General features: G+C 67.9%; 22 protein-coding genes and 2 pseudogenes. 14 read left to right on the top strand and 10 right to left on the bottom strand.

Features of this window, described 5'->3' with window-relative positions; genetic code table 11:
- Positions 1–165 precede the first annotated feature (165 nt).
- Positions 166–657: a DUF2306 domain-containing protein gene (locus DES41_RS24415; protein WP_114470265.1), complete on the top strand. Its 492-nt coding sequence runs from the start codon at positions 166–168 to the stop codon at positions 655–657.
- 34 nt (positions 658–691) lie between these two features.
- Here the strand turns inward: DES41_RS24415 and DES41_RS24410 are convergent, their stop codons facing one another.
- A complete protein-coding gene (locus DES41_RS24410) occupies positions 692–1258 on the bottom strand; it encodes a hypothetical protein (protein ID WP_114470264.1) in 567 nt (188 codons plus the stop codon).
- 240 nt (positions 1259–1498) lie between these two features.
- Here DES41_RS24410 and DES41_RS24405 point away from each other — a divergent pair, with 240 nt between their 5' ends.
- Positions 1499–2491: a helix-turn-helix domain-containing protein gene (locus DES41_RS24405; RefSeq protein ID WP_170168284.1), complete on the top strand. Its 993-nt coding sequence runs from the start codon at positions 1499–1501 to the stop codon at positions 2489–2491.
- A 10-nt stretch (positions 2492–2501) separates the two neighbouring features.
- Here the strand turns inward: DES41_RS24405 and DES41_RS24400 are convergent, their stop codons facing one another.
- Positions 2502–3425, bottom strand: coding sequence for a LysR family transcriptional regulator (locus DES41_RS24400; RefSeq protein ID WP_114470262.1), 924 nt, complete (start codon positions 3423–3425; stop codon positions 2502–2504).
- A gap of 152 nt (positions 3426–3577) precedes the next feature.
- On the opposite strand from DES41_RS24400, the gene DES41_RS24395 reads away from it, so the two are divergent.
- The 7 genes and pseudogenes from DES41_RS24395 to DES41_RS24370 all read left to right on the top strand — a co-directional run bounded on the left by DES41_RS24395 (position 3578) and on the right by DES41_RS24370 (position 9580).
- The gene (locus DES41_RS24395; protein WP_114470434.1) at positions 3578–4606 is read left to right on the top strand and encodes an amidohydrolase family protein; all 1029 of its coding nucleotides are present in this window, start codon (positions 3578–3580) and stop codon (positions 4604–4606) included.
- An 11-nt stretch (positions 4607–4617) separates the two neighbouring features.
- On the top strand, positions 4618–5301 hold the full coding sequence (gene ligK / locus DES41_RS24390) for a 4-carboxy-4-hydroxy-2-oxoadipate aldolase/oxaloacetate decarboxylase (protein WP_114470261.1): 684 nt from the start codon (positions 4618–4620) through the stop codon (positions 5299–5301).
- An 18-nt stretch (positions 5302–5319) separates the two neighbouring features.
- Complete coding sequence (locus tag DES41_RS24385; RefSeq protein WP_114470260.1) at positions 5320–6306, top strand: Bug family tripartite tricarboxylate transporter substrate binding protein; 987 nt, start codon at positions 5320–5322, stop codon at positions 6304–6306.
- Positions 6307–6316: 10 nt separating this feature from the next.
- Positions 6317–7249 carry an amidohydrolase family protein gene (locus tag DES41_RS24380; protein ID WP_114470259.1) on the top strand — a complete coding sequence of 311 codons (933 nt, stop codon included), beginning with the start codon at positions 6317–6319 and terminating at the stop codon, positions 7247–7249.
- 1 nt (position 7250) lies between these two features.
- Positions 7251–7619, top strand: a pseudogene (ligA, locus tag DES41_RS39250) (protocatechuate 4,5-dioxygenase subunit alpha); the annotation flags it as partial.
- A gap of 99 nt (positions 7620–7718) precedes the next feature.
- Entirely contained in the window at positions 7719–8627 is a 909-nt protein-coding gene (locus tag DES41_RS24375) for a class III extradiol dioxygenase subunit beta (RefSeq protein ID WP_245965868.1), read from the top strand.
- 2 nt (positions 8628–8629) lie between these two features.
- A complete protein-coding gene (locus DES41_RS24370) occupies positions 8630–9580 on the top strand; it encodes a Gfo/Idh/MocA family oxidoreductase (protein WP_114470257.1) in 951 nt (316 codons plus the stop codon).
- 23 nt (positions 9581–9603) lie between these two features.
- Here DES41_RS24370 and DES41_RS24365 read toward each other — a convergent pair whose 3' ends face one another.
- Positions 9604–10050, bottom strand: a complete 447-nt coding sequence (locus DES41_RS24365) for a helix-turn-helix domain-containing protein (RefSeq protein WP_114470256.1) — start codon at positions 10048–10050, stop codon at positions 9604–9606.
- A 157-nt stretch (positions 10051–10207) separates the two neighbouring features.
- On the opposite strand from DES41_RS24365, the gene DES41_RS24360 reads away from it, so the two are divergent.
- The 4 genes from DES41_RS24360 (at position 10208) to DES41_RS24345 (ending at position 13888) form a co-directional block, all read left to right on the top strand.
- Positions 10208–11212 carry an aldo/keto reductase gene (locus DES41_RS24360; RefSeq protein WP_114470255.1) on the top strand — a complete coding sequence of 335 codons (1005 nt, stop codon included), beginning with the start codon at positions 10208–10210 and terminating at the stop codon, positions 11210–11212.
- Positions 11213–11309: 97 nt separating this feature from the next.
- Complete coding sequence (locus tag DES41_RS24355) at positions 11310–11774, top strand: Spy/CpxP family protein refolding chaperone (RefSeq protein ID WP_114470254.1); 465 nt, start codon at positions 11310–11312, stop codon at positions 11772–11774.
- A 106-nt stretch (positions 11775–11880) separates the two neighbouring features.
- Entirely contained in the window at positions 11881–12573 is a 693-nt protein-coding gene (locus DES41_RS24350) for a response regulator transcription factor (RefSeq protein ID WP_114470253.1), read from the top strand.
- A 40-nt stretch (positions 12574–12613) separates the two neighbouring features.
- Entirely contained in the window at positions 12614–13888 is a 1275-nt protein-coding gene (locus tag DES41_RS24345) for a HAMP domain-containing sensor histidine kinase (protein WP_114470433.1), read from the top strand.
- A 27-nt stretch (positions 13889–13915) separates the two neighbouring features.
- Here the strand turns inward: DES41_RS24345 and rpoD are convergent, their stop codons facing one another.
- The 5 genes from rpoD to DES41_RS24320 form a co-directional block, all read right to left on the bottom strand.
- Positions 13916–16261: an RNA polymerase sigma factor RpoD gene (rpoD, locus tag DES41_RS24340; protein WP_114470252.1), complete on the bottom strand. Its 2346-nt coding sequence runs from the start codon at positions 16259–16261 to the stop codon at positions 13916–13918.
- A 251-nt stretch (positions 16262–16512) separates the two neighbouring features.
- The gene (dnaG, locus tag DES41_RS24335; protein ID WP_114470251.1) at positions 16513–18354 is read right to left on the bottom strand and encodes a DNA primase; all 1842 of its coding nucleotides are present in this window, start codon (positions 18352–18354) and stop codon (positions 16513–16515) included.
- 43 nt (positions 18355–18397) lie between these two features.
- Complete coding sequence (locus tag DES41_RS24330) at positions 18398–19156, bottom strand: 3-hydroxyacyl-CoA dehydrogenase (RefSeq protein ID WP_114470250.1); 759 nt, start codon at positions 19154–19156, stop codon at positions 18398–18400.
- Between the two features lie 155 nt (positions 19157–19311).
- Entirely contained in the window at positions 19312–20352 is a 1041-nt protein-coding gene (locus DES41_RS24325) for an extracellular solute-binding protein (protein ID WP_114470249.1), read from the bottom strand.
- A gap of 189 nt (positions 20353–20541) precedes the next feature.
- Positions 20542–21093 (bottom strand): phasin family protein, encoded by a 552-nt coding sequence (locus tag DES41_RS24320; protein ID WP_114470248.1) that lies wholly within the window; start codon positions 21091–21093, stop codon positions 20542–20544.
- Positions 21094–21287: 194 nt separating this feature from the next.
- Between DES41_RS24320 and DES41_RS24315 the strand changes: the two genes are divergently transcribed.
- Positions 21288–21743, top strand: coding sequence for an acyl-CoA thioesterase (locus DES41_RS24315; protein WP_114470247.1), 456 nt, complete (start codon positions 21288–21290; stop codon positions 21741–21743).
- 103 nt (positions 21744–21846) lie between these two features.
- Here the strand turns inward: DES41_RS24315 and DES41_RS24310 are convergent.
- Together DES41_RS24310 and DES41_RS24305 are read right to left on the bottom strand one after the other, a co-directional pair.
- Positions 21847–22233: pseudogene (locus tag DES41_RS24310) on the bottom strand (hypothetical protein); the annotation flags it as partial.
- Between the two features lie 50 nt (positions 22234–22283).
- Entirely contained in the window at positions 22284–22508 is a 225-nt protein-coding gene (locus DES41_RS24305; protein ID WP_114470246.1) for a CsbD family protein, read from the bottom strand.
- Between the last annotated feature and the right edge of the window lie 143 nt (positions 22509–22651).

Raw genomic sequence — 22651 nt, 5'->3', positions numbered from 1 at the left:
CTTGCGTGGAAATCTGGAAACCGGCCAGTCTATCCGCGTGCGCCATGCGGCACCGGCGGGTCTGGCGCAAGCGCTGGGGCCGTGGCACGATGCCGGCGCAGCCACATGCCTGGTGGATTCACCGGCAGGCTGCCTCCCCACAACATCGACACAACGGAGCTGCCCATGTTCGGACTCACGCCCCTCGGCCTCGTGCACACGGCGATCAGCCTGGTTGCGCTCTGGACCGGCTTGCACAGCCTGCTGCGTGGCGGCGCGATCGACCCGCGCGGCGGGCTGGGCCGCATCTATCTCTGGGCCACGGTGCTGACATGCCTGACAAGCTTCGGCATCTTCCGCCACGGCGGCTTCAACGCAGGCCACGGCCTGGGCGTGCTGACACTGCTGGTGGTGGGCGTGGCGCTGCTGCCGCTGCGCGCCGCGTGGTGGCGGTATGCGCAGACGCTGCTGTGGACGTTGACGCTGTTCTTGCACATGGTGCCGGGCCTCAACGAGACCTTCACCCGGCTGCCCGTGGGCGCGCCGCTGTTCACCGGCCCAGACGACCCGCGCCTGCAGGCCAGCATCGGGGTGGTCTTCGTGGTGTTCGCCGTGGTCATGCTGCTGCAGCTGCTGCAGATGTGGCGCAGCCGGCCGATGGTGGCCCGTTCCGCCTGAACGCCCGGTGCTGCAGCCCGACCGGCCGGCCGCTTCACTGCCGCACGAGCGGGATCTGCAGGTTGGTGGGCCGGTTCGCCTCCGTGTCGAAGCCGCGGCCGTCGATGTGGCGAGCGCCCCAAAACAGCATGCCGTGGGCCAGGTAGACGAGGTCGTATTCCATGAAGTGGCGGCCTTGCGCCAGCCCGAAGGGCACGAAGGTTTTGCCGAAGACGCTTTGCGTGGCGCCGACCTCCCACCTGGCGTAGCCCTGGCCGGCCACCTGGTTCAGGACATCGGCGAAGCCCTGGACCAGCGGCGTGACCTCATAGCCTTCGTCGGCGACGAAATCGACCTTCTGCGCGCCCTCGGCGATGGGATGCGGCCCGCGCCAGAGCATGTGGCCCTTGATCGCGATCTTGGCCAACGGCACGGCGCCGTTGGCGTCGGCCGAGTTGACGATGCGCAACTCGAAGCGGTCGCCATCGAGGTACTTGAAGGCCCGCGTGAGGTAGAACGGCTTGAGCGTGCCGTCGGCGTTCCTGGCGGCGCTGGGGCGGATTTCGGGCGCGATGCTGGCCCAGTCGCCGACCAGCGCCTGGCGGGTGTCTTCGAGATGCATGGTGCTTTTCCGGGTGGTGGACGGTGGGGCGCTGGGCGCCGAGGCGCAGGCGGCAAGGCCGATGCACAGGGTGAGGCAGAGATGCGGGAGGATTCGGTGGAACATGGTGGTGCGGCTGTGCCGATCGGGCGAAAGCCTGCAATGGAGTCTCGGACGGAAGGGCCCGGGGGCGGTAACCCAAATCGGCAACATCCGGCGACGCAGGCCGAGCGCTGCGCTGCGACAACCCACGGCGATCCCATGCTGTCCACGGTGGCCCGGTTCGATGACTTCCACCTCTACGGTGCCTCGGCGCCCGAGTGGCACCAGCGCTACGAGCAGGTGTCTCGCGGCACGATGCGCAGCTCGATGGTGGAAGTTGCGCTGGGGCACACCCACCTGTTTCGCAAGGCCTTGAGCCAGCGCGTGCTGCAGCAGGGCTGCCTGCCTCCCGGGAAGATCTGCTTCGCCGTGGCGGCGCCCGCCGCCGCCATGGCCCGCATGCAGGGGCGGGAGGTGACGGCGCACAGCCTCTTCGTGCTGCGGGGCGGGGAGGAGTTCGTGATCCACCGGCCAGCGCAGATGGAGCTGCTGGCCGTCACGTTCGACGCGTCGCGCTTCGACGCGCTCGTGGCGCAGCAGAACGATGCCGCGGGCCTGCGCGCCGCCCTGGGCCACGGGCTGGTCGAGGTGTCGGCCAGCGGGCTGGCGGCATTGCGCGGCGCGCTGTGGTCCTGGCTCTCGGCGCAGGTGCGTCCTCGGCCGGTGGCTGGTGGCCTGCCGCCGGCGGCATGGGTGGAGGCCGCCATCGCCGCCACGGTGGTCCACGCCTTGCGGGACGGGCAAGTGCCGCAGGGCCGCGCCAAGGGAATGTCCAGCCACGCCCTGGTCGCCGAGTGCCACCGCCTGACGCTGGCCAATGTCCAGGAGCCGCTGAGCATCGACGCGCTCTGCGCGCGCCTGCGGACCAGCCGGCGCACCTTGCAGGACAGCTTCCAGAAGGTGGCCGGGACCACCCCGGTCGACTACCTGCGGTCGATGCGGTTGAACCTCGTGCGCCGCAGCTTGCACGGCACGCTGCCCGGCGAGGTCGACATCGGCGAGATTGCGACCCACGCCGGCTTCTCGCAGCTGAGCCATTTCGCACACCAGTACCGGCTGTTGTTCGGCGAGCTGCCGTCCCAGACGGCGAGGGCGGACCGCCTGCGCCGGGCGGCTGCCGGCGTGCAAGCTGCGCTGCCGCCCATCGGCTGAGGGCGGGCCGTCAGGTGGTGTACGGCGCGATGGCGCGCAGCACCACGTCCTGCAGCAGCGCGCGCGCCACCTTCTGCGTTTCGGTGGAGGGCCGGCGCGACGAGCGCACCAGCGTGAGCTGGCTGGTGGGCCGCGGCGCCTGCAGCCGGCGCACCACCAGCGCACCGCCGTGGTCGATGTTGGCCAGCGTGTAGGCCGGCAGCACGGCATGGCCGAAGCCTTCGCGCACCAGGCTCAGGATGGCGTTGAGCCCGTCCACTTCCATCGCGATGCGCAGTGCGCTGCCCAGGCGCATGGCCTCGGCCTCCAGCAGCAGGCGAAACGCATTGGGCCGGCTCGGCAGGATCAGGGGCAGGGCGGCCGCGTCGCGCAGCGCCACGGCGGTACGCGCTTTGCTGCCCTTGCTTTCCGGCACCTCTGCGCGCGGGGAGATCAGCACGAGTTCCTCCTCGTGCAGCAGGGTCTGCTCCATGTCGGGCGAGCGCTCGGGGTTGTAGAGCAGGGCCATGTCCAGGTTGCCCATGCGCAGGCTGTCGATCATGACCAGCGAGAAGCCCTCGGTCAGCGTGAGCTGGGCCTGCGGCAGCTTGGCGCGGAACGCCTGGGTCAGCGGCACCGTGATGAGGCGCGACAGGCTGGGCGGCAGGCCGATGGACACGCGCCCGGCCAGCGCCCCGCGTGCCACGCCGAGTTCCTCGCGCGCCACGGCCACCTGGTGCAGGATGCCGCGGCCGTGTTCGAGCAGCAGCTTGCCGGCTTCGGTGGGCGTGGCGCCGCGGCCGTTGCGGGCCAGCAGGTTCTGGCGCAATTCCACCTCCAGCAGGCGGATCTGGCGCGAGAGCGCGGGCTGTGCCACGTCCAGCGCAATGGCCGCGCGCGTGAAGCTGCCGAGCTCGGCCACGCGGACGAAGTACTCCAATTGCTTCAAATCCATGCTGTGAGTGTATTGAATAGCGCCGGCGGAGCTATGCCATTTCGTTCTAGCTGATAGCAGGCTTGCAAGCTAGGCGGGTATCCGCGGCGCGCGCAGAATCCGCGCACACCGCAGAGCCCAAACCGAGGAGCAACATGAGCCGCGAGAACCCCTTGATCATCGACGTGCACGGCCACTACACGACCGCGCCCAAGGCGCTGGAGAATTGGCGCAACCAGCAGATCGCCGGCATCAAGGACCCGGCGGTGATGCCGAAGGTGTCCGACCTCAAGATCAGCGACGACGAACTGCGCGAGAGCATCGAGCTGAACCAGCTGGCCAAGATGCGCGAGCGCGGCAGCGACCTCACCATCTTCAGCCCGCGCGCCAGCTTCATGGCGCACCACATCGGCGACTTCAACGTCTCGTCGACCTGGGCGGCGATCTGCAACGAGCTGTGCTACCGCGTGTCGCAGCTGTTTCCCGACAACTTCATCCCCGCCGCGATGCTGCCGCAGAGCCCGGGCGTCGACCCGGCGACCTGCATTCCCGAGCTGGAAAAGTGCGTCAAGGAGTACGGCAACGTCGGCATCAACCTGAACCCCGATCCATCGGGTGGCCACTGGACCAGCCCGCCGCTGTCGGACCGCAGCTGGTACCCCATCTACGAGAAGATGGTGGAGTACGACATCCCGGCCATGGTGCACGTCAGCACCTCGTGCAACGCCTGCTTCCACACCACGGGCGCCCACTACCTGAACGCCGACACCACGGCCTTCATGCAGTGCCTGACGTCCGACCTGTTCAAGGACTTCCCGACGCTGAAGTTCCTGATCCCGCACGGCGGCGGCGCGGTGCCCTACCACTGGGGCCGTTTCCGCGGGCTGGCGCAAGAGCTCAAGAAGCCGCTGCTGACCGAGCACCTGCTGAACAACATCTACTTCGACACCTGCGTCTACCACCAGCCCGGCATCGACCTGCTGACCAAGGTGATCCCGACCAAGAACGTGCTGTTCGCCAGCGAGATGATCGGCGCCGTGCGCGGCATCGACCCGGAGACCGGCCACTACTACGACGACACCAAGCGCTACGTGCTCGCAACGCCCAACCTGACCGATGACGACCGCTACCAGGTCTTCGAAGGCAATGCGCGCCGCGTGTTCTCGCGCCTCGACACGGCCCTCAAGGCCAAAGGCAAATAAGGAGATCTGACATGTACGAACTCGGAGTCGTCTACCGCAACATCCAGCGCACCGACGCTGCCACCGCCGATGCACTGGCTGCGCTGGGCTCGGCCACCGTGCACGAGGCCATGGGCCGCGTGGGCCTGCTCAAGCCCTACATGCGCCCGATCTTCCCGGGCGCGCAGGTGTCCGGCACGGCCGTCACGGTGCTGCTGCACCCGGGCGACAACTGGATGATGCATGTGGTGGCAGAGCAGATCCAGCCTGGCGACATCGTGGTCGCGGCCATCACGGCCGAGTGCACCGACGGCTACTTCGGCGACCTGCTGGCCACCAGCTTCCAGGCGCGTGGCGCGCGGGCGCTGGTCATCGACGCCGGCGTGCGCGACGTGAAGACGCTGAAGGAAATGAACTTCCCGGTCTGGAGCAAGGCGATCAGCAGCAAGGGCACGATCAAGGCCACCATCGGCTCGGTCAACATCCCCGTGGTCTGCGCCGGCATGCTCGTCACGCCGGGCGACGTGATCGTGGCCGACGACGACGGCGTGGTCTGCGTGCCCCGCGCCATTGCCGCCAAGACGCTGGAGGCTGCGCAAAAGCGTGAGGCCAACGAGGGCGAGAAACGCGACAAGCTGGCCTCGGGCGTGCTGGGGCTGGACATGTACAAGATGCGCGAGCCGCTGGCCGCTGCAGGCCTCAAATACATCGACTGACACGAGAGAGACACGAGCATGACCAACACTTTTCGCCGCGCGCTGCTGAGCGCCGGCCTCGCCACCGTTGCACTGGCGGCCGCCTTCGGCGCGTCGGCGCAGCAGTTCCCCACCAAGCCCGTGCGCATCATCACGCCGTTCCCGGTCGGTGGCGGGCCGGACGGCGTGGCCCGCCTGGCGGCCGACAAGCTCTCGCGCCTGTGGGGCCAGCCCGTGGTGGTGGAAAACCGCCCGGGTGGCAACGGCTTCATCGCCATCGACGCCTGGAAGCGCGGTGCCAAGGACGGCACCGACCTGCTGGTGCTGGACAACGTGCACCTGGCGGCCTACCCCGCGCTGTTCAAGAAGCTGCCCTACGACCCGCAGAAGGACTTCGACATCGCGCTGCCGCTGTTCAAGACGCACTTCTTCTTCACGGTGCCGACCAACAGCAAGTACAAGACCGTGGGCGACATCATTGCCGACGCCAAGGCCAACCCGGGCAAGCTGAACTACGGTTCCTGGTCGGTGGGCAACCCCGTGCACCTGGGCTCCGAGCTGTTCGAGAGCATGACCGGCACGCAGATGGAGCACGTGATCTTCAAGGAAACCACGCAGCTCTACACCTCGGTGGCCACCGGCGACATCGACTTCGCGCTGGGCAGCGCCGGCACCGCCGGCCCGCTGTACCGCGCCGGCAAGCTGCGCTTGCTGGCCTTTGCCGCGCCCAAGCGCTCGGCCGACTTCCCGGACATTCCGACGGTGGCCGAATCCGGCGGCCCCAAGGACTTCGAGGTCATCGGCTGGAACGTGATCGCCGTGCCGCCGGGCCTGCCCGCGGCCACCAGCGAGAAGATCCGCAAGGACCTGGCGGAGATCCTCAAGGACAAGGACTTCGTCGAGCGCTTCAAGACCTTCGGCTACGAGTCCTTCCCGACCACGCCCGAGCAGTTCCGGGCCACCGTGAAGGCGGAGACCCAGCGCTTCGGCGACGTGATCCGCAAGGCCAACATCACGCTGGATTGAGGACACGCACATGAGCAAACCCACCACAGGCCCTTTCGAGAAGACCCCCGGCTGGATGGACTGGTACACCGGCCCGGCCAAACCCAGGTTCCAGCTGCCCGCAGGTGCTGTCGACGCGCACTGCCACGTGTTCGGCCCGGGCGGCGAGTTCCCGTTCGCGCCCGAGCGCAAGTACACGCCCTGCGACGCCAGCAAGGCACAGCTGTTCGCACTGCGCGACCACCTGGGCTTTGCGCGCAACGTGGTCGTGCAGGCCACCTGCCACGGCGCCGACAACCGCGCCATGGTCGATGCCTGCAAGTCATCGAACGGCAAGGCGCGCGGCGTGGCCACGGTCAAGCGCAGCATCAGCGACGCAGAGCTGCAAGAGCTGCATGACGCCGGCGTGCGCGGCGTGCGCTTCAACTTCGTCAAGCGCCTGGTCGACTTCACGCCCAAGGATGAGCTGCTGGAGATTGCCAGCCGCATCAACAAGCTGGGTTGGCACGTGGTCATCTACTTCGAGGCGGTGGACCTGCCCGAGCTGTGGGACTTCTTCACCGCGCTGCCCACCACCGTGGTGGTGGACCACATGGGCCGGCCCGACGTGGGCAAGCCCGTGGACGGCCCCGAGTTCGCGCTGTTCGAGAAGTTCATGCGCGAGCACACCAACGTGTGGAGCAAGGTAAGCTGCCCCGAGCGGCTGTCGGTCACCGGCCCCAAGGCACTCGACGGCGAGCAGAACGCTTACCAGGATGTGATTCCGTTCGCGCGCCGCATCGTCGAGCAGTTTCCCGACCGCGTGCTGTGGGGCACCGACTGGCCGCACCCGAACCTCAAGGACCACATGCCCGACGACGGCCTGCTGGTGGACTTCATCCCGCACATCGCGACCACCGCCGAGTTGCAGAAGAAGCTGCTGGTCGATAACCCCATGCGCCTGTACTGGCCGGAAGAGGTCTGATATGGCCCTGAACAAACCCTACCTGGACGTGCCTGGCACGACCATCTTCGACGCCGACCAGAGCCGCAAGGGCTACTGGCTCAACCAGTTCTGCATGAGCCTCATGAAGGCCGAGAACCGCGCGCGCTTCAAGGCCGACGAAGACGCCTACCTGGCCGAATGGCCGATGACGGACGAGCAGCGCGCGGCCGTGCGCGCACGCGACCTGAACTGGGCCATGCGCACGGGCGGCAACATCTACTTCCTGGCCAAGCTGGGCGCCACCGACGGGCTGTCGTTCCAGCAGATGGCAGGCTCCATGACCGGCATGACCGAGCATGCCTACCGCGACATGATGATCGGCGGTGGCCGCAGCGCCGAGGGCAACCGCTACCTGGGCGAGGGCGGCAACGCCCAGGGTCCGGCGGCGCAGTCCGCGGCCTGGAAGGAATGGGAGCTGACGCACCAGGAGGCGCTGGCGGCGCAGGTCATGGGCGCGCACGCGGCGCGGCAGACCGGCGGCCAGGCAGCTGGACAAACGGCTGGCCAGGCGCGCATCACGGCCTCGGTCTACACCTCGCACGTGCCGGCCATTGGCGCGGCCATCGACCTGGGCAAGACCGAAGAGGCCTACTGGAAGCCGCTGTTCGCGGGCTACGAGCCGTCCAAGCAATGGATGCGCGAGAACAAGCCCGACGTGGTGTTCCTCGTCTACAACGACCACGCATCCAGCTTCGACCTGGGCATGATCCCGACCTTCGCCATCGGCACGGCGGACGAATTCGAGCCGGCCGACGAGGGCTACGGCCCGCGGCCCGTGCCCAAGGTGATGGGCCATCCGGACCTGGCCTCGCACATCGCGCAGTCGGTGATCCAGCAGGACTTCGACCTCACCATCGTGAACGACCTGAAGGTCGACCATGGCCTGACGGTGCCGATGAACCTGCTGTTCGGCTCGCCCGAAGCCTGGCCGGTGAAAGTGATCCCGTTCCACGTCAACGTGGTGCAGTACCCGGTGCCGAGCGGCAAACGCTGCTTCCAGCTGGGCCAGGCGATCCGCCGCGCGATCGAGTCGTACGACGAACCGCTCAAGGTGCAGATCTGGGGCACGGGCGGCATGAGCCACCAGCTGCAGGGCCCGCGCGCCGGCCTGATCAACAGGGAATGGGACAACAAGTTCCTGGACCGGCTGATCGCCGACCCGGCGGACCTGGCCGAGGTTTCGCACATCGAGTACGTGCGCGAGGCCGGCAGTGAGGGCATCGAGCTGGTGATGTGGCTGATCGCGCGCGGCGCGATGGCCGATGTGGCCGGCGGCCCCGCGCCCAAGCTCAAGCACCGCTTCTTCCATGTCCCGGCGTCCAACACCGCCGTGGGCCACCTCATCCTGGAGAACTGAACATGACGATCAAAGTAGCCCTCGCCGGTGCCGGCGCCTTCGGCATCAAGCACCTGGACGGCATCAAGAACATCGACGGCGTCGAAGTCGTCTCGCTGATCAGCCGCGATCTGGAAAAGACCAGGGAAGTGGCCGACAAGTACGGCATCCAGCATGTCACGACCGATCTGGCGGACAGCCTGGCGCTCAAGGAAGTGGATGCCGTCATCCTGTGCACGCCGACGCAGATGCACGCCGCGCAGACGCTGGCCTGCCTGAAGGCCGGCAAGCACGTGCAGGTGGAGATTCCGCTGTGCGACGTGCTGAAGGACGGCGAAGAGGTGGTGCAGGTGGCCAAGACCAGCGGGCTGGTCGCCATGTGCGGCCACACGCGCCGCTTCAACCCCAGCCACCAGTACGTGCACCAGAAGATCGTGGCCGGCGAGTTCAACATCCAGCAGATGGATGTGCAGACCTACTTCTTCCGGCGCACCAACATGAACGCGCTGGGCCAGGCACGCAGCTGGACCGACCACCTGCTGTGGCACCACGCCGCGCACACGGTGGACCTGTTCGCCTACCAGGCCGGCAGCCCGATCGTGAAGGCCAACGCCGTTCAGGGCCCGATCCATCCGACGCTGGGCATCGCCATGGACATGAGCATCCAGCTCCAGGCCGCCAACGGTGCGATCTGCACGCTCTCCCTGTCGTTCAACAACGACGGGCCGCTGGGCACCTTCTTCCGCTACATCGGCGATACGGCGACCTACATCGCACGCTACGACGACCTGGTGAACGGCAAGGAAGAGAAGATCGATGTGTCCAAGGTGGACGTGTCGATGAACGGCATCGAACTGCAGGACCGCGAGTTCTTTGCCGCCATCCGCGAAGGGCGCGAACCGAACAGCAGCGTGGCCCAGGTGCTGCCGTGCTACCAGGTGCTGCACCAGCTGGAACAGCAGCTGAACGCCTGAACGCCTGAGGCGGCGCGCCAGCCTCAGCTGGCCGCGACCGAGCCGCTCGCGGTTCTCTTGAGGATGCGCCGCACCGTCTCGCGGCTCACCGAGCCCAGGCCGAATTGCTGGCGCGCCGCGCGCTCCAGCTCCAGCAAGGTCCAGCGCTGGCGGCCTTCGGGGGGCTCGGAACTGGCCAGCGCCATCACCCGTGCCTCTGCCTCCGCGCCATAGCGGCGCGGGCGGCCCGAGCGCGCCATGTCGAAGACGGCACGCTCCACGCCCCCTTGCAAGTAAGCCGCCCGCGTGCGCCAAAGGGCCGTGCGGCCGACCCCCAGAACCTCCAGGATCTGCGCCTCGGGAATGCCGCGGTCCAGGCACCACAGCACATGGGCCCTGTTGACCTCGCGGGCGTGGTGTACGCCCTTGCTCCGGATCTCTTCGACCGTATCGCGATCTTCTGCCGTCAGTTGCAGCTCGATCTGCCTCATGAGTACATCCTGTGTGCTGTTGAACGTATTGTTTTAATGTATTCACGCGTACGCCGATTCCATCCTTGCATGGATGAAACAAATGGTTCTGGCCCCGGGCTGCGGATCAGCGTGGCCGGGGCGTGGATGCCACGGGGCTGGCGGTAAGCTTGCGCGCATGCAAACACGCACCATCGGACCCTTTACCGTCTCGGCCATCGGCCTGGGCTGCATGAACCTGAGCCACGCCTATGGCGTGCCGCCTTCGCCCGAGCAGGCCGAGCGCCTGCTGCTGGCCGCGCTGGACGCGGGCGTCACGCTGTTCGACACGGCCGCGCTGTACGGCTTCGGTGCCAACGAGGAACTGGTCGGCAGGGTGCTGAAGGCCCACCGCAGCCGCATCACACTGGCCAGCAAGGGCGGGATGGCCGGTGTGCGCGGCGAGGACGGTGTCGTGCGCCGCGTCATCGACGGCCGGCCCGAGGCCCTGCGCCGCAACTGCGAGGACAGCCTGCGCCGTCTCGGCACGGATGTCATCGACCTGTACTACCTGCACCGCTGGCACAAGGAGGTGCCGGTCGAAGACAGCGTGGGAGCGCTGTCCGACCTCGTGCGCGCGGGCAAGGTGCGCACCATCGGCCTGTCGGAGGTGTCGGCCGCCACCATCCGCAAGGCGCATGCCGTGCACCCCATCACGGCCGTGCAGACCGAGTATTCGCTCTGGACGCGCAACCCCGAGATCGCGGTGCTCGAGGCCTGCCGCGCCATCGGTGCTGCTTTCGTCGCCTTCAGCCCGCTGGCGCGGGCCTACCTGACGGACACGCTGCACGACGTGGCGACGCTGGACGCCAAGGACATCCGCCGGCCCATGCCGCGCTTCGCGCCGCAGAACTACGCGGCCAACCTGCAGCTGCTGCAGCCCTACGTGGCGTTCGCGCGCGAGGTGGGTTGCACGCCGGCTCAGCTGGCGCTGGCCTGGCTGCTGCACAAGGCGCCCCACATCGTGCCGATCCCCGGTACGACCAACCTCGCCCACCTGCAGGAGGACCTGGACGCCGCCAAGGTGCAGCTGACGCCCGCGCAGATGGCGCAGGCAGAGGCGCTGATCGGCCAGCACAACGTGGTCGGCCCGCGCTATGCGCCGCAGGCCACGGGGGAGGTCGACACCGAGAACTTCGCCTGAGATAAACCGAAACAAAGCGAAACCGCCGCGAGACCCCGGCTGGGCGGGGCGCCGGCACCATCGCTGCCATGTTCACTTCTCTTCAAGAGGCATGGCGATGAAATCCTGGATCAAGCGCAGTCTGGCGGGCGTGTTCGGCGCCGCCGTGGTGGTCGGCAGCCTGTCGGCCTGCGGGCACCGGCCGCACGATGGCGGCTGGAATGCCAGCGCCGAGCAGATGGCCGAGCGCCGCGCCAAGATGGTGGCGCGCGTGGCCGGCAAGCTCGACCTCGACGCAGCGCAGAAGGCCAAGCTCGAGGTGCTGGCCGGCAAGCTCTCCGAGCAGCGCAGTGCGCTGATGGCCGGCGCCCATCCGCGCGAGCAGGCCCAGGCCCTGGTGGCGGGCGAGAAGTTCGACCGCGCCGGCGCGCAGGCCCTGGTGGACCAGAAGACCGACGCGCTCAAGACCAAGGCGCCGGAGATCGTGACCGCGCTGGGCGACTTCTACGACAGCCTGACGCCGGCCCAGCAGCAGAAGGTGCGCGACTTCATGCAGCGCCGAAGCGGCTGGCACCGCGGATGACAATGCGGGTCATGTGGCCCCCACGTTCATCGCTTCGCGTACCGCTGCCCCTGTCACAGCCCGTGATGGGGGCGCATCAACGCCTTCGGGCGGCCGGGCGGCGTTGATGCCCCGCATCCTGCTGATCGACGACGACGCCGACCTGGGCGCTCCGCTGGCCGCGTACTTCGCGCGTTTCGAGCTGGAGCTGCTCCAGGCCCTGCACCCGGACGAGGGCCTGGCCCGCCTGCGCGCGGGGGGCTTCGACGCCGCCATCCTGGATGTGATGCTGCCCGGCATGGACGGCTTCGCGCTGTGCCGCGCGATCCGCAAGGACAGCGACCTGCCCGTGCTCATGCTGACGGCGCGCGGCGAGGTCATGGACCGCATCGTGGGCCTGGAGCTGGGCGCCGACGACTACATCCCCAAGCCCTTCGAGCCGCGCGAGCTCGTGGCGCGCGTGCAGACCGTGCTGCGCCGCCGTGTGGCGCCTGCAGCCGCCGCCGACGACGCCCGCCTGCGCTTCGAGGGGCTGGAGATCGATCCGGTCACGCGCAGCGTCTGGCGCGGTGGCCAGGCGCTGGAGCTGACCGGCACCGAGTTCGAGCTGCTGCAGCTGCTGGCGCGCGAGCCCGGACGCGTCTGGAGCCGCGACGACATCCTGAACCAGCTGCGCGGCCACGAGGCCGAGCTCTACACGCGCGCGGTCGACATCGTCATCAGCCGGCTGCGCAAGAAGCTCGAGCCGCTGGACGCGATCAAGACGCTGCGCAACGCCGGCTACGCGCTGGCACTGGCGCCGCGGCCGGGCCGTGGCTAAGGTGCGCGTGCGGGGCTGGCACCGGCGCGCGCACCGCGCCATGCGGCATTCGCTGCGGCTGCGGCTGGTCGCGCTGTTCCTGCTGCTGGCGCTGGCCATGTCGGCCAGCTTTCTCTTCGGCATGCAGCGGGCGATCTCCATGGGGTGGCGCGACGCCGTGCGTCCGCTCGCGGCCGACTACGTCGACCGGCTGGTCGCCGAGATCGGCAGCCCGCCCAGCGTGGCGCGCGCGCAGGCCCTGGCCGCGCGGCTGCCCGTCAGCGTGAGCATCTCCGGCCCGGCCATCAACTGGAAGAGCGAGCCCGACGCCGGCCGCGAGCGCTACCGAGACCGGGACACGCGCGAGCATGAATTCCTGCGCCGCACCACGGCCGATGGCCATGTGGTGGAACTGGGCCTGTCGGTCGCGGCCTGGCAGGACAAGCCGCGCCGCGTCGGCTGGGTGACGCTGTCGGTGCTGCTGGTGCTCACCATGCTGGCGTGGATCTATGTGCACCGCCTGCTGCGCCCGCTGCGCGACATCGGCGCAGGCGCGTTGCGCTTCGGCGCGGGCGACTTCGCCGAGCCGATCCCGGTGCGCCGGCACGACGAGCTCGGCCAGCTGGCCGAAGGCGTCAACACCATGGCCCAGGACATCCACGGCATGCTGGAGGCCAAGCGTGGCCTGCTGCTGGCCATCAGCCATGAGCTGCGCAGCCCGCTCACGCGCGCGCGCCTGCACACCGAGTTGCTGCCCGAGACCGCCGAACTCGCGCCCACACGCGAGGCGCTGCTGCGCGACCTTGCCGTGATGCGCGACCTGGTCACCGATCTTCTGGAGAGCGAGCGCCTGGCGGTGCGCCATGCGGCGCTGCAGCTGGAGCCGACAGACCTGGCGCTGCTGGCGCGCGAGGTGCTGCAGGGCCTGGGCGGGGAGGGCGGCCAGATGCCGCGCCTGGAGGTGGCCGAGGGGCTGCCGCAGCTGCTGCTGGACCGGGCCCGCATGCGGCTCCTGCTGCGCAACCTGCTCGGCAATGCCCTGCGCCACAGCGGCGGTGCGCCGCAGCCGCCCGAGCTGCAACTGCTGCGCGAGGGTGGCGGCATCCGCCTGTGCCTGCGCGACCACGGGCCCGGCGTGGACGAAGCCGTGCTGCCGCACCTGGCCGAGCCCTTCTACCGGCCGGATGCGGCGCGTGAGCGCAGCAGCGGTGGCGTGGGGCTGGGCTTGTACCTGTGCCGCCTGGTGGCCCTGGCGCATGGCGGGACCTGGCAGGTGCGCAATGCGCATCCGGGCCTGCTGGTGCAGGTGGACCTGCCGGCGCCGGGCCAGGCGTAAAAAAGCCCGCTGGCGCGGGCTTGGGATCTACAGCGTGTCGATGAAGCTGCGCAGCTTGTCGCTGCGGCTGGGGTGCTTCAGCTTGCGCAGCGCCTTGGCTTCTATTTGGCGGATGCGTTCACGCGTGACGTCGAACTGCTTGCCGACCTCTTCCAGCGTGTGGTCGGTCGACATCTCGATGCCGAAGCGCATGCGCAGCACCTTGGCTTCGCGCGGGGTCAGCGAATCCAGGATGTCCTTCACCACATCGCGCAGGCCGGCCTGCATGGCGGCTTCGATGGGCGCGGTGTTGGCGCTGTCCTCGATGAAGTCGCCCAGGTGGCTGTCGTCGTCGTCGCCGATCGGCGTCTCCATGGAGATCGGCTCCTTGGCGATCTTCATGATCTTGCGGATCTTGTCTTCCGGGATCTCCATGCGCTCGGCCAGGATGGACGCATCGGGCTCGAAGCCGAACTCCTGCAAGTGCTGGCGGCTGATGCGGTTCATCTTGTTGATGGTCTCGATCATGTGCACCGGGATGCGGATGGTGCGCGCCTGGTCGGCGATCGAGCGCGTGATGGCCTGGCGGATCCACCACGTGGCGTAGGTCGAGAATTTGTAGCCGCGGCGGTACTCGAACTTGTCGACGGCCTTCATGAGGCCGATGTTGCCCTCCTGGATCAGGTCCAGGAACTGCAGGCCGCGGTTGGTGTACTTCTTGGCGATGGAGATGACCAGGCGCAGGTTGGCCTCGATCATTTCCTTCTTGGCATCGCGCGACGAGGCCTCGCCCTCGTTCATGCGCTTGTTGATGTCCTTGAGCTCGTCCAGCGGCACGACCACCTGGGACTGGATGTCCATCAGCTTTTGCTGCAGGTCCTGCACCGGCGGGATGTTGCGGCCCATGATGGCCGCCCAGGGCTTGTTGGACGCCGCCTGCTTCTCGATCCACTTGAGGTCCAGCAGGTGCGAGGGAACCTTGTGGCCCATCTTGTCGCGGCCGCTGAACTCGGCGATGAACTGCTCCTGCGGGTAGCCGCACTTGTCCACGATGATGCGGCGCAGCTCACGCTCTTTCTTGCGCACGTCGTCGACCTGGCCGCGCAGCAGGTCGCACAGCTTCTCGATGGTCTTGGCCGTGAAGCGGATGGTCATCAGCTCTTCGCTGACGGCCTGCTGGGCCTTCAGGTAGTGGGCCGAGCCGTAGCCTTCCTTGTCGTAGATCTTGTGGACCTTCTCGAACAGCCCGCGCAGGCGGTCGAAACGCGTCAGCGCCTCGTTCTTGAGTTCCTCGAGTTTCTTGGTCAGTGCCTTGGAGCCGCCCTTGCCGTCGTCGTCGTCGGCCGCGTCGAACTCGTCGAAGTCTTCCTCGGCCACATAGTCATCGGCCTCGTTGGGGTCGGTGAAGCCGTCCACGATGGTGGAGATCACGACCTTGCCTTCGCGGATTTCCTCGCCCAGGCGGAACACCTCGGCCAGCGTGGCGGGGCTGGCGCTGATGGCTTCCATCATGCGCATGAGGCCGCCCTCGATGCGCTTGGCGATCTCGATCTCACCCTCACGCGTGAGCAGTTCCACCGTGCCCATCTCGCGCATGTACATGCGCACCGGGTCGGTGGTGCGGCCGAACTCGCTGTCCACGGTGGACAGCGCGGCTTCGGCGGCCTCCTCGGCTTCCTCTTCGGTGGAGCCGGTGGGCGCGTTGTCGGTGATGATCATCGACTCGGCATCCGGCGTCTGCTCGTAGACGGCCACGCCCAGGTCGTTGAGCGTGGCGATCACGACTTCCAGCGTCTCGGCATCGACCAGCTTGTCGGGCAGGTGGTCGGAGATTTCGCCGTGCGTGAGGTAGCCGCGCGTCTTGCCCAGCTTGATCAGGGCCTTCAGGCGCTGGCGGCGCTTGGCCATGTCCTCTTCGGACAGCACGGTCTCGTCCAGGCCGAATTCCTTCATCAAGGCCCGTTCCTTGGCCTTGCTGATCTTCATGCGCAGCGGCTTGACCTTTTCGACCGGGGCATCGGCCGCGGCCGCAGGCGCTGCGGGCTCCTCGGCGAACTCCTCCTCGATGTCGGACATGTCGTCGGCGACATCGTCCTCGTCCAGCGCCTTGGGCGCGGCCTTCTTGGCCGCAGCGGCAGGCTTCTTGGCCGCGGCTGCACCGGCGGCCTTGGGCGGGCGGCCGGGCTTCTTCTTGGTCAGCGTTTCATCGGCCGCGGCGGCAGCGGCGGTCTTGAGGGTCTTTTCCGAAGCGGGAGTCTTGGATGCGGGCACTGTCAGAGCTTTCGTAGGGGACTTGGCGGCGGCCTTCGCGGAGGGCGCTGGCTTGGCTGCAGCCTTTGCGGCAGGTTGGGCGACGGACTTCTTGACCGGCTTCTCGGACTTCTGGCTTGGCATGGATACACCTCGACACACGAAAAACGCAAAGGGCAAGCGCCGCGGTAACCCGGCGCGGGGGCGATGAGACCGGCCTTCCCGTCAGGAAAGGGCGGCCCATGGGCAAGATGTGGGGGCGATCATTTGGAATGCAGCCCTTGCGATGAGATTGGCCGGTCGTGCGCGCGTTGGCATCGGTTGGCCGGGCTCGGAGGTACTGCTGTCGCTCTTGCCGCGAGACAAACCCAAGAGTATAGCCGATGCGGCGGATTTCAAGCCGCGAGCGATTTCTTGAGCGCCAGTTGCTGCAGGATGAGCTCGCGTTCGCGGCCGATGCGTTCCGGGTCGGAGGCCGGCAGCGTCTGCAGGTACTTGAGTTCCTCGGCGATCACGTCGCGGTGCAGCTTGGTCAGGGTGGCCCGCACATCGGCCAGCGGCACGTCCTCGATGTCGAAGACCTGGCCCAGGGGCTGCATGTTGTCCTGCGCGACCAGCTTGCGCGCCTCGGGCTCGAAAGGCTGGCCCTGCACGCCGAGGTCCAGCGCCGCCCAGGGCTGGGCGCCATGCTCGTGCACCTGCTGGTCGACCCATCGGAACAGCTCGCCATAGGGACCTTCGAGCGCGCAGAGCAGGTCGTGGTCGGCCTGCGTCAGGCTGTCCCAGAGCCGCGTGTTGCGCAGCAGCAGCATGGCGACGTGGCTGGCGTGGGCCTGCAGCGCAGGGCGGCTGGCGCTGCGGCCGCGGCTGGGACGGGGCTGCGACGCCTCCTTGCTGGCCGGGCGGCGGCGCGGCTTGGGGGCGTCGGGCGCGGCCCGCGGCTCCCAGAGCTCGGAGAGTTCGCGCGCGTCCAGCTGCACCAGGTCGGCCAGGTCGCCGAGCAGCTGGCGCTTGAGCGCGCCGTCTGGCAGCTGGCCCCAGAGCGGCTTGGCGTTGCTGGCCAGGTGGGCCCGGCCTTCGGCGCTGCCCAGGTCGCAGCCCTCGCGCGCCACGTCCACGAGAAAGCGAGAGAGCGGCACGGCCTCGCCCACGCTGAGCGAGAAGGCCTCGGTGCCGTTCTCGCGGATGTAGCTGTCCGGGTCGTGTTCGGCCGGCAGGAACAGGAATTTCACGCTGCGCGTGTCGCTGGCATAGGGCAGGGCGCCTTCGAGCGCCTTGCGCGCGGCGCGCCGGCCGGCGGCGTCGCCGTCGAAGCTGAACACCACGGCGTCGGTGAAGCGGAACAGCTTTTGCACATGGTCGGGCGTGCACGCCGTGCCCAGCGTGGCCACGGCGTTCGGAAAACCGTGCTGGGCCAGCGCCACCACGTCCATGTAGCCTTCGGTCACCAGCACATAGCCCATCTCGCGAAGGGCTTCGCGCGCCTCGTACAGGCCATAGAGCTCGCGGCCCTTGCTGAAAACCGGAGTCTCGGGCGAGTTCAGGTACTTGGGCTTCTCGTCGCCGAGCACACGGCCGCCGAAGGCGATGCACTCGCCCTTGACGTTGCGGATGGGGAACATCAGCCGGTCGCGGAAGCGGTCGTAGCGCTTGCCGTCGTCGCTGTCCTCGTGGTGGATCACGAGGCCGCTGTCGACCAGCAGCGCGTCGTCGTAGTGCGCAAACACGCTGGCCAGATTGCGCCAGCCCTCGGGCGCATAGCCCAGGCCGAAGCGCTTGGCGATCTGGCCCGACAGGCCGCGCCGCTTGCAGTAGTCGATCGCGCGCGGCGACTGGCGCAGCTGCTTGCGCCAGGCCTCGCCCGCCTTCTCCAGCACGTCGGTCAGCGTGGCCTGGCGTTCGCGCTGCTCGGCGGCGCGCTGACGCTCCTGCGGCGTGCTGTCGTCGTCGGGCACAGCCATGCCGACCTGCTGGGCCAGGTCCTGCACGGCCTCGCGGAAGCCCGCGCCGGTGTGCTCCATGAGAAAGCCGATGGCGTTGCCGTTCTTGCCGCAGCCGAAGCAGTGGAAGAACTGCTTGCTGGGGCTGACGGTGAACGAGGGCGACTTCTCGCCGTGGAACGGGCACAGGCCCAGGAAGTTGGCGCCGCCCTTCTTGAGCTGGACATGCCGCCCCACCACCTCGACGACGTCGACGCGGGCGAGGAGTTCCTGGACGAACGACTGGGGAATGGCCACGGGGCGAGCTTACACAGGCCGCGGCCTGTCCATCGGAAGAGACTCAGCGCGGCGCCAGGCGGATGGCGCCGTCCAGGCGGATCACCTCGCCGTTGAGCATGTCGTTCTCGAAGATGTGCAGCGCCAGCCGCGCGTAATCGGCCGGCGTGCCCAGGCGCGAAGGGAAGGGCACGCTGGCGGCCAGTGCGTCCTGCACCTCCTGCGGCATGCCGAACAGCATGGGCGTGCCGAAGATGCCGGGGGCAATCGTCATGTTGCGGATGCCGGTCTTGGCCAGGTCGCGCGCGATCGGCAGCGTCATGCCGACCACGCCGCCCTTGGAAGCGCTGTAGGCCGCCTGGCCGATCTGGCCGTCATAGGCCGCCACCGAGGCGGTGGAAATCAGCACGCCGCGCTCGCCCGTGGCTTCCGGCGCGTTCTTGCCCATGGCCTCGGCCGCGAGCCGGATCATGTTGAAGCTGCCCAGCAGGTTGACCATCAGCGTCTTCTGGAAGGTCGCCAGGCCATGGGCGCCGTTCTTGCCGACCGTCTTCTCGGCCGGAGCGATGCCGGCGCAGTTCACCAGGCCCATGAGCTTGCCCAGCTCCACCGCCTTGGCCACCGCGGCCTGGCCGTCGGCCTCCTGGCTCACATCGCAGCGCACGAAGGCGCCGCCGATCTCGCGCGCCAGGGCCTCGCCCTTGTCGAGCTGCAGGTCGGCGACGACCACACGGCCTCCCTTGGCCGCCAATGCCCTGGCCGTGCCCTCGCCCAGGCCCGATGCGCCGCCCGTGACGATGAAGACCTTGCCTGCGATGTCCATGTGTGCTCCTTTGGTGGTTTGACGTTGACGTAAACGTCAATTATGGCGGCGGCGCGCGGGGGAAACAAAAGGGCCGCCCATCGAGGGCGGCCCTTTTGCCAATCGCTCCGCGGGTCGATCCCGGTGCGCGGGGCCCTCGCCCTGCTCTTCGCGCCTTACTTGAAGCCCACGCGGTCCAGCATCTGCTGCACCTTCAGCTGGTGCGCGCCCACCTGGCCGATCGGGATCGTCTCGGACTTGAAGCCGTTCGGCACCATGGCCGCCAGCGCCGGGTTGTCGACCTTCACGCCCTTGGCGGTCGGCCATTCGTTGTTGCCGTTGGCAAAGTAGTTCTGCGCATCGGGGCTGGCCAGGTATTCCAGCAGCTTGATGGCGTTGTCACGGTTCTTGGCGTACCGGGCCACCGCGCCGCCGGCGATGTTCAGGTGCGTGCCCCAGGTGCCCTGGTTGGGGAACACCACGCCGACCTTGTCGGCCACCGTGCGGTCGGCCGGGTTGGTCGAGCGCATCAGCCGCGCCAGGTAGTAGCTGTTGGTGACACCCACACCGCATTCGCCGGAGGCCACGCCCTTGATCTGGTCGGTGTCGCCACCCTTGGGGTCGCGCGCCAGGTTGGCCACGATGCCCTTGAGCCATTCCTCGGCCCGCGTCTCGCCCATGTGCTCCGTGACCGCACCGAACAGGCTGAGGTTGTAGGGGTGCGAGCCCGAGCGGATGCAGATCTTGCCCTTGAGCGCCGGCGAGGCGAGTTTCTCGTAGGTGTCGACATCGCTGGCCTTGAGCATGGCCTTGTCGTAGACGATCACGCGGGCGCGTGTGGAAAAGCCCCACCAGGCGATGCCACCATCGGCCGCCGGTTGCGCGCGCAGGTTGCTCGGGATGGCATCTTCCAAAAGCTTGGAACGGATCGGCTGGAACAGGCCGTCGACCTCGCCGCGGTAGAGGCGGGCGGCGTCCACCAGCAGGATCACGTCGGCCGGCGAGGCCGTGCCCTCGGCCTTCAGGCGGGCGATGATGTCGGCGTCGCCTGCGTCCACGCGGTTGATCTTGATGCCGGTGGCCTTCGTGAAATTGGTGTACAGCGCTTCGTCGGTGGCGTAGTGGCGCGCCGAGTACAGGTTCACGACCTGGTCCTGCGCCAGCGCGGTGCCCGCAGCCAGCAACATCACGGCCAGGGAGATGGCTTTCTTCAACATGGAGATCCTCGAGCGATGGGAGCCGGCGATGTTAAGGCCAACGCGAATCATTCTTGCGCAAAGCCCGGGCATAAAAAAAGGCCCCGCATGGCGGGGCCCTTGAAGGGGTTCCTGAATTCCGATGAACTCGAAGAAACCCGAGGAGACAACTCGCAGGAGCCGGCCCGTGCCGGTCTCCGAGAAAGCAGTTCAACGCTTCTTGGCGACGGTGGTGGCCGTCTTGGAGGCGTTCACGGCCGACGTGGCGACCGCGTTGAAGTTGGCTTCGGCCACGTCGCTGGCTTGCTTGACGGCCTTTTGCACGGATTCCAGGGCGTTGGTGCCAGCGGCCACAGCGCTCTTGAACACGGCCACGGCGGTCTCGGAACCGGCGGGGGCGTTCTTGGCGGCGGTGTCCACGGCCGACAGGAACTTCTTCTGCACGTCGCTGGCCTGGGCTTCGAAGGCCTTGCCGAATTCGGCGCCGGTGCCTTGGGCGATCTCGTAGACGTGGCGGCTGTAGGCGGCGGTCTTTTCGGCCAGGGGCTGCAGCAGGCTGGCTTGCAGGGCCAGCAGCTCTTGGGCGTCCTTCACCGACAGGGCAGCCTGGGCGGTGTCTGCGGCTTCAGCCAGGGCGGCCCGGGAAGCGGTGACGTTCAGTTCGACCAGCTTCTCGACGCCTTCAAAGGCCTTCGAGGTCAGGCCGAACAGCAGGTCGAAGTTGGCTTTGTGGGTGGCGACGATTTGGTCAGCGGTCAGCATATGAATCTCCAGTTTGAAAATGCTTGGGATCTCTGCTGCTCTCCCGCCTCATCCGTTGATGTTGCAGTGCAGCATGGAACGAATTATAGGGACGCACCGGGGCGGTGCAAGTCTTTTTTGTTGCATTGCAGCAATCTAGAGAGCGGCTTCTAAACCGGCCCGGGCTTGACGAAACCCGCTGGCAGAATGCCGCGATGCCAGCCACCCCTGCCAACGCCACGGCCCGCGCCCAGCCGCGTGGGCGCCAGGACTTCCGGTTGTTCCGTCCCATCACCACCCGCTGGGCCGACAACGACGCCTACGGTCACGTCAACAACGTCGTCTACTACAGCTGGTTCGACACGGCCGTGAACGCCTACCTGATCGAGCAGGGCGCGCTGGACATCGAGCGCAGCCCCACCATCGGCCTGGTGGTGGAGACGCAATGCCAGTACTTCGCGCCGCTGGCCTTTCCGCAGACCATCGAAGCCGGCCTGCGTGTGGCGCGCCTGGGCGCCAGCAGCGTGCGTTACGAGGTGGGCCTGTTCGCGCAGGGCGCGCCGCAAACGGCGGCCCACGGCCATTTCGTGCATGTGTATGTGGACAGGGCGAGCCGCCGGCCCGTGCCGGTGCCCGAGGCGCTGCGCGCCGCGCTCGCACCGCTCCTGTGAAAACGGGTTCGGGCCGGTGGGGCGAGATCCCAACCGGCCCGAACGGGCCTGCCGCGCACCATCGCGCGCCAACCAGGCCACAAGGGGCGCGCGATCAGCTGCGCTTGGCGTCGGCCATGGCGGCCACGTGGGCGGCCTTGGCGTCCTTCATGCACACATCCTTGGTGTTGCCAGCCAGCGCATCGCACTTCTGCTTGGCCGTGTCGTAGGCGGCGTCGGCCTTGGCCTCGGCGACCTTGGCCGTGGCCTTTGCGCCCGGCTTGTACTGCGCTTCGAGCTCGGCCTTGGCAACCTTCTCCTTGCCCTTCGCTTCGCTCTGGCACACGTCCTTCGCGTTGCCGGCCAGGCCATCGCAGCGCTGCTTGTCGGCCTTGTACTCGGCCTCGACGCGGTCTTCGGCGGCCTTGTACTCGTCGCGCGTCATGGCGCTGGCGTGGGATGCGAAGGTAAAGGTCATGGCCACGCCCAGGGCGGTCAGGGCGTGCTTGATGGTGGTGGCTTGCATGGCGGTACTCCTCGTTGTGTTGGTTTGGATCGGGTTCAGACAGACTTCTCGAAGAAGAAGTCGGGGTTGCGGCCTTCCCAGTCGCGCACCTGGCGTTCGGCTTCGTCGCGGGCAACGCCATGGCGTTCCTGGATGCGGCCCAGCAGCTGCTCGCGGCGACCTTCGATCACGTCCAGGTCGTCGTTCGTGAGCTTGCCCCACTGCTCCTGGACCTTCCCCTTGAACTGCTTCCAGTTGCCTTCGACCTTGTCGTTGTTCATGTCCTGATCTCCTTGTGAATCCGTCCGTTGCGGGTTGCTCTGGACGTGGAGTCACTGTAGGCAGGGGTGCGGCGCCGGGCGGTAGGACGCGCCGGTCTGCCCGCGTAGGCCTGAAAGCCTTGCGGCCTGCAGAAAAACCGCCT

The sequence above is a fragment of the Pseudorhodoferax soli genome (genome assembly GCF_003337555.1).
GTDB classification, from domain to species: domain Bacteria; phylum Pseudomonadota; class Gammaproteobacteria; order Burkholderiales; family Burkholderiaceae_C; genus Pseudorhodoferax; species Pseudorhodoferax soli.
This window is presented reverse-complemented; position numbering and strand designations above follow the sequence as displayed.